This window comes from Terriglobia bacterium (genome assembly GCA_036496425.1).
Classification (GTDB): Bacteria; Acidobacteriota; Terriglobia; order 20CM-2-55-15; family 20CM-2-55-15; genus 20CM-2-55-15.
In genome coordinates this window covers 1-6580 of record DASXLG010000399.1, presented here as the reverse complement: position 1 = coordinate 6580, position 6580 = coordinate 1, and the positions used below count along the sequence as shown (strand labels likewise).

The window sequence follows — 6580 nt, the reverse complement described above, 5'->3', positions numbered from 1 at the left end:
GATGAAAATTCCGTCCGCCAGATGCTGGACCATATTCTTGCGCGCCGAACCGGTCTCGATGCGCTCGTGAACACAGTCGGCGGGTATGCCGGAGGGATCAAGCTGTGGGAAGCAGATCCCAATGCCTTCGAACGAATGCTGGCGCTCAATCTCATGGCGGGCTACAGGCTGTGCCGCGCGATCATTCCTGTGATGCTCCGGCAGGGGCATGGCGCTGTCGTCAACATTGCCGCAAAGGCGGCGATCGATCATCCGGGCGGTGCCGCGGGCTATGCAGCGTCGAAAGCCGCTGCGGTTGCGATGCTCGATTCGCTGGCAGCGGACCTCAAGGGCACGGGTGTCCGCGTCAATTCGATCCTGCCAAGTATCATCGACACTGAACCCAATCGAAAGGCCATGCCCACCGCAGACTTCACCCGCTGGCCCAAGCCGGAAGAGATCGCTCCAGTGATCCTGTTTTTATGCAGCAACGAGGCAAAGCTGATTCACGGTGCGGCGATTCCGGTCTACGGAAATGTTTAGTTAGCCGCAGATGACGCGGATGACGCAGATGGGGCGCAAGAAGAACTTTTGAGGCGCCCCATCTGCGTCATCTGCGGCTAAACATCTAACTCCCAAGCGTTGACAGCTGCTCGTCGATAAAGGCTGCGACTTTCCCGTTGTTGATCGCCTGGCGGACGTGCGTCAGCGCGCTCCTGGCCTGGTCGTATTTCTTGTCTTCAGTGCTGGCATTGACCAGCAGAAGCCACGCATCCAGAAGTTGAGGATCCACGTCGACCGCTTTCAATGCGGCTTGCCGCGCTTCTCCGTATTTTTTCTGCATCAGATAGACCCGGCCTTCATAGAAGTATGCGAGCGCCGTGCCGGGATCATCGCGAATCACCTTTTTCAGCAGCTTCATGGCTTCGGAGTAATCTGCCTGCTCGGAGAGCGCAATCGCAACATTCAGATTGATGACAGGATTGGTGCCGTCCAGGTCCTGCGCGCGGCGCAGGAACGTCAGTGCGGATTCCGGCCGGTTGTAGAGCAGGAAGATCGTCGCCAGGTCGCTCAAGGCTTCGACATAGTTCGGATAAAAGCGCAGCGCTTTTCCGTATTCCATCATGGCGTCCTCGAGCTTTCCATCGCGGTGGAGCTCAACGCCCTTTCCATACGCCTCGTGTGCCGCCTCCGGAATCTTCTCCTGAAGCTTGCGGAGCGACACCCTCTGTACTGCTCCGGGCGACAGGCGGCGCTCATTTCGAAAGGTATGGAGGATGATGATCCGGCGGTCCATTAATGCAGTCTTCGATTTGAGATCCAGATCGACCCTTGCCGGGATGAAGGACGGGGAATTGATCTGAAGCTCGTACTTGTCGCCCGTCAGTCCTTCGATAGTGAACTCGCCGTTCTTGAAATGCTTACGCTCGACCAGTTCGGGTTTATCTGCAACGGGGCGGACGACCACTGAGAACTCCGGTACCACTGTTCCATCTGTGGTAATCACCACACCTCGCACGGTATGGGCCTGGTTCGGGTGTGCATCAAGCGCGCGAGGGCGGGTAGCGAGATAGAGCAGAAAGCAGAATATTAAGGCCGCCTTCTTTGACTTCATGCACTGGGCCGTGCATGCGGCTTTCCATGTTTAAGAGACGGGTTTGCCGAGGTCGACGAAGACCGGAACGTCGGTGTCGACATCTATGGTTCGCGACCAGACGATGTCCTGCCCGGCGGAAGTTGTTTGCGCAAGAACCTGGTAGGTTGCGAACGGAACTCCGCGGAATTCGAACTGGCCGTTCGCGGAAGCGTCCTTCATGTATCTGGAGGCGTTCTCGCCGAGCTCCCGCCGCATGGCCGATGTCACCTGCCGGAAGGCTTCCATATGAACCATGCGATAGATATCCTCGATGTGTTCCTTGTGGACCGCCAGTTCAGGCTTGAAGATCTCCCAGTAGTTATCGAGCCGTTGCTGTACCTGTTTGTTCCACATCTCGGTGTACTTCGGCGGAAGCAGGATGATGTGAGCCGCCTGCGAAGGAGCCGATTGGTTTGGGAGCTTTATCAGTCCGGCCACGGTTCCCGTCTGCGCGGTCTGGAAAAAACCGAGGAAGAGGGATAGAGCGAGGGCCAACATGCGGCTATCTTACTACAGCTGCGCTTTAAAGGCGGCGACCTCGGTTACCGGCTGTTTGCAGGCACGGTTTTCACATACATACGCCGTCGGCTTTCCGCCGATCAGGCTCCGATTCCGCAGAATCGCGATCGATGAATCCCCGCCTCCGGCGACGACAGCCCTGGGAAGATATTGACTACGAAGGGCTTGTAGAAATGAGTCCGGGGGACCCACGAGCGCGATCTCTTTTGTCGGGCCGATGTAGAAGTCGACCGCCGCGAGCATGCGGCCGAAACCCGACGCATACTGCTGCAACAGGCCGGCGGCCGTTAAGAAAACATCTTCTGCCTTCTTGCGGTAGTCCTGCCGTTCGAGGATCTGTGCCATGCGAGTCAGCACATCGGCTGCCACGGAATTCCCGGACGGCGTGGCATTGTCGAAGAAATCTTTTGTGCGGGTCAGGAGCGCTTCGTGATCATGACCCGTGAAATAAAAACCGCCGTCTGGATCCGCGAACTGCTCGATCATGCGGTCTGCAATCTCAACGGCGGCAGTGAGCCATTTCGTTTCGAACGTCAGCTCGAAGAGCGCAAACAGGCCGTCCGCCAGGTTGGCATAGTCGTCAAGGTATCCGTTAAAACGAGCGCGGCCGTCCTTGAAACTGTGCAGCAGGCGTTTTCCATCCCACATCGTGCCCAGAAGAAAATCCGCATTCGATTCCGCAACCGAACGGTAGTCGGCGCGGCCAAGGTACGCCGCCGCTTCCGCGAACGCGCGAAGCATCAGACCGTTCCAGTCGGTCAAAACCTTCTCGTCACGTGCTGGTCTGATCCGTTGATTTCGCGCGGCGTAGAGCTTGTGTTTTGCGGCTTTGATCTTCTCTTCAAGTGAGGAATCGGGCTCTTCCCGGACGTGCAGGATATTGGTGTGCTCCCAGTTGCCGGGCCCCGTCACATCGAAGTGGTCCGCGATGGCATCCGCATCGGGTCCCACGACCTGGCGGAATTCGTCACAGCCCCAGACGTAATACTTTCCCTCGACACCTTCACTGTCCGCATCGAGTGTCGAATAGAATGCGCCGCCGGCATCGCGCATCTCGCGGACAATGAAGTCCAGAGTTTCTTCAGCGATGCGCCGGTAAAGCGGCTTTCCTGTGGCGCGGTAGGCGTCCGTATATGTCCTGGCGAGGAGCGCATTGTCGTAGAGCATCTTCTCAAAGTGAGGGACGAGCCAGTGATCATCCGTCGAATATCGATGGAAACCGCCGCCGGCCTGATCGTACATGCCGCCATATGCCATTTTGTCGAGCGTCAGCATGGCCATGTGCAGCGCATGGTCGTCCTGAGTCCGATGGTGATAGCGCAGCAGAAAATCGATGCTCATGGACGGCGGAAATTTCGGCGCGCCGCCGAAACCGCCTTCACGCGAATCGAACCGGCTGGCAAGCGCGCGGCATGCGTTATCCAGAATCGACAGGTCGATTGTTTCACTTTCGGATCTCTTGAAAGCCTGTCTCGCCAGTTGTTCACGGAATCCCTGAGCGTTTTGAACAATCTCGCTTTTGCGCGTGCGCCAGGCGTCCGCGATCGTCTGCAGGAGGCGCGGAAAACCGGGCCGCCCATAGCGATCGTCCGGCGGAAAATAGGTGCCGCCGAAAATCGGCTCACCCGACGGAAGCAGGAATACCGTCATCGGCCAACCGCCGCTCCCCGACATCATCTGAACGGCGGTCATATAGATTTGATCGAGGTCCGGCCGTTCTTCGCGATCGACTTTAATACTGATGAAGTTGTCGTTCATGAGTTTTGCGGTTGCGGGATTCTCGAACGACTCGTGCTCCATCACGTGGCACCAGTGACACGCCGAATAGCCGATACTCAGGAGAATCAGCTTGTCTTCCTTTGCGGCGCGTTCCAGGGCCTCGGAATTCCAGGCGTACCAGTCCACCGGATTGTGAGCGTGCTGCAGCAGGTAAGGACTAGTTTCGTTGATGAGCCGATTGGGCATACGACCTCAGGGCATCATCGAGAGAATCGGTCGTAATGGACCAGTGGGATGCATGCCAGACGGCGTGTCCGTCTTTGATGAGGAGCGCTTGCGGAGATTCATGGCGGATTCCAAAACGCCGCTCGACGGCCTTGGATAAGTTCCGGTTTTCGATCACGAGAACGATAGCGGATTCCAGCTCCGGATGATCCCCGGCAAAGGTGCTGAAGTCCTGGTAGATGTGTCCGCTGATCGAACACTGCGTGCTATGCTTGAAAATGAAAACGGGATCGCTTTTGGATCGTTCTACGAGCTGTTCGAGATCCTGATCCTGTCGTAATTCCACTACCATGTGTCCAGGGTAGCAGATTCTACCTTGTCGTGGAGAGGTGAATTGCCCAGTAAGGAAATCACTGACGATCTGGAACTGCTCCTGCGTGTGATGCCGCCGTATATTAAAGACGCGCTGCATCGTCAGGCCGATCTGAAGAACCTCATCGAGGTTGTCATGGACCTCGGCCGCCAGCCGGAAGGCCGGTTTCCCAGCCGTGCGATCAACCTGAGCGACTCCACCATTACCCGCGAAGACATCGATTACGTCACCCATCGTGTCGGCTCATTCACGCTGGATAACCGCGCCGGCATCGAGCGCACATTGCACCGGATATCGGCCATTCGCAACCGCCGCGAAACGGTGGTCGGCCTGACTTGCCGCGTCGGCAGGGCTGTCTTCGGGACGGTCGATATTCTTCGTGATGTGATCGAATCCGGCAAAAGCCTGCTGCTGCTGGGACGCCCCGGCGTCGGTAAAACGACTCTGTTGCGCGAGGGCGCCCGGGTTCTTTCTACCGAGCTTTTAAAGCGCGTGATCATCGTCGATACCTCGAACGAGATCGGCGGAGACGGTGACATCGCTCATCCCGGTATCGGCGCCAGCCGCAGAATGCAGGTGCCGCGGCCCGACCTGCAGCATGCCGTCATGATCGAGGCGGTTGAGAATCACATGCCTGAAGTCATCCTCATCGACGAGATCGGCACTGAAGCCGAGGCTCAGGCGGCCCGAACGATCGCCGAGCGAGGCGTCCAGTTGATCGCGACGGCGCACGGGCGCACCCTCGATAATCTGTTGATGAATCCCACGCTTTCGGACCTGCTCGGAGGAATTCACGCGGTGACTCTCAGCGACGAGGAGGCGAGGCGCAGAGGCACACAGAAAACCGTGCTCGAAAGAAAAGCGCCGCCGACATTCGACACGCTGGTCGAAATTCGTAATCGCGATGAATTTGCCGTTTATCACGATACCGCTTCGGTCGTGGATACCTTCCTGCGCGGCAAGTCGACGCGCCCCGAAGTTCGCATGCGCAAGGACGTCGGTTACGAAGTCGTCGAAGAAGCCACAGCCTCCGTGGTCGTCGAAGAACCGCGGCGCCGCCGGAAGGAGCGGGAACCTGTAGAGCCCGCTTCCGATGGGCGCAAGACGATTCGGATTTATCCGTATGGCGTCAGCAAAGACCGGCTGATGCGAGCGATCAATGATCTCCAGGTGTCGGCGACAATCGCGAAGACACCGAAGGATGCCGACCTCGTCCTGACCTTGAAAGCTCATGAAAAACGCCAGCCACGAACTGTAAAGGATCTCGAAGAGCATGGGCTGGAGGTTGCGATCATCCGCAGCAACACCGTCAGCCAGATGAAGGCGTTCCTGATGGGCGCGTTCGGATTACAGGATCAAAAGCAGGAAGAAGATTCCGCTCTGAGCGAAGTGACCGAAGCGGTGGACAAAGTCATGTCGTTCGGCAAACCCATCGAGCTGGCGCCCCAATCCGCCCACATCCGGCGCCTGCAACACCAGCTCATCGAGCAACATGGACTCGGATCCGAGAGCCACGGCGAAGTGCCGTGGCGGAGAGTTATCGTGCTGCCGACACGAGGATAACTATCGTGCGCAGGTTTGAGCACGGCCTCCGTCGATGGAATACGTCACGCCGGTGATCCAGCCCGCCTTTGATGAAGCCAGAAATAAAATCAGATCCGCAATTTCCTCGGCTTCACCGACCCGGCCGATAGGATGGGTTGTCTTGCTGCGCTCGACAAAGGCGGCATAGGCGTCGTCGTTCATGCCGGCGCTGCGGTGCAGATTGGTGCGCACGACGCCGGGATTGACGGCATTTACGCGAACACCCTTCGGCGCCAGTTCCAGCGCTGCGCATCGTGTCAGCTGATCGATTGCAGCTTTACTGACGCAATAGGCGAGAACGCCAGGGAAGGCGCGCAAACCGGTAACGCTGGAAACGTTCACAATGTTTCCCTTGCGTTCGACGATCGAAGGCAACGCAAGCTGCGTCAGATGGAATATGGACCGGACGTTGATGTTCATCATCAGGTCATAGTCGGCAAGCGTCGTGTTTTCGATCGTGCCATTCGCAATGATGCCTGCAGCGTTTATGAGAACATCGACGCCTCCGAAATCCTTGATTACGCGTTCGACGAATCCGGCCGTTT

The 6580-nt window shown here is 57.7% G+C and carries 7 protein-coding genes; 2 read left to right on the top strand and 5 right to left on the bottom strand.

What is annotated here, in order from left to right; all coding sequences use genetic code 11:
- Positions 1–522 (top strand): SDR family oxidoreductase (locus VGK48_29145; GenBank protein HEY2385261.1); only part of this gene is annotated, 522 nt, incomplete at its 5' end.
- A gap of 85 nt (positions 523–607) precedes the next feature.
- On the opposite strand, the gene VGK48_29140 is transcribed toward VGK48_29145, so the two are convergent.
- The 4 genes from VGK48_29140 to ytxJ are packed head-to-tail and all read right to left on the bottom strand — an operon-like array spanning position 608 to position 4430.
- On the bottom strand, positions 608–1594 hold the full coding sequence (locus tag VGK48_29140; protein HEY2385260.1) for a tetratricopeptide repeat protein: 987 nt from the start codon (positions 1592–1594) through the stop codon (positions 608–610).
- Between the two features lie 30 nt (positions 1595–1624).
- Positions 1625–2113, bottom strand: coding sequence for a hypothetical protein (locus VGK48_29135; protein HEY2385259.1), 489 nt, complete (start codon positions 2111–2113; stop codon positions 1625–1627).
- Between the two features lie 12 nt (positions 2114–2125).
- Positions 2126–4099, bottom strand: coding sequence for a thioredoxin domain-containing protein (locus VGK48_29130; protein HEY2385258.1), 1974 nt, complete (start codon positions 4097–4099; stop codon positions 2126–2128).
- Positions 4071–4430: a bacillithiol system redox-active protein YtxJ gene (gene ytxJ / locus VGK48_29125; GenBank protein HEY2385257.1), complete on the bottom strand. Its 360-nt coding sequence runs from the start codon at positions 4428–4430 to the stop codon at positions 4071–4073. Before ytxJ ends, VGK48_29130 begins: the two co-directional genes overlap by 29 nt.
- A gap of 42 nt (positions 4431–4472) precedes the next feature.
- Between ytxJ and VGK48_29120 the strand changes: the two genes are divergently transcribed.
- Complete coding sequence (locus VGK48_29120; GenBank protein HEY2385256.1) at positions 4473–6014, top strand: R3H domain-containing nucleic acid-binding protein; 1542 nt, start codon at positions 4473–4475, stop codon at positions 6012–6014.
- Here the strand turns inward: VGK48_29120 and VGK48_29115 are convergent.
- Positions 6015–6580, bottom strand: a 566-nt coding sequence (locus VGK48_29115) for an SDR family oxidoreductase (GenBank protein ID HEY2385255.1), incomplete at its 5' end; no start/stop codon positions are given. It lies immediately after the preceding gene.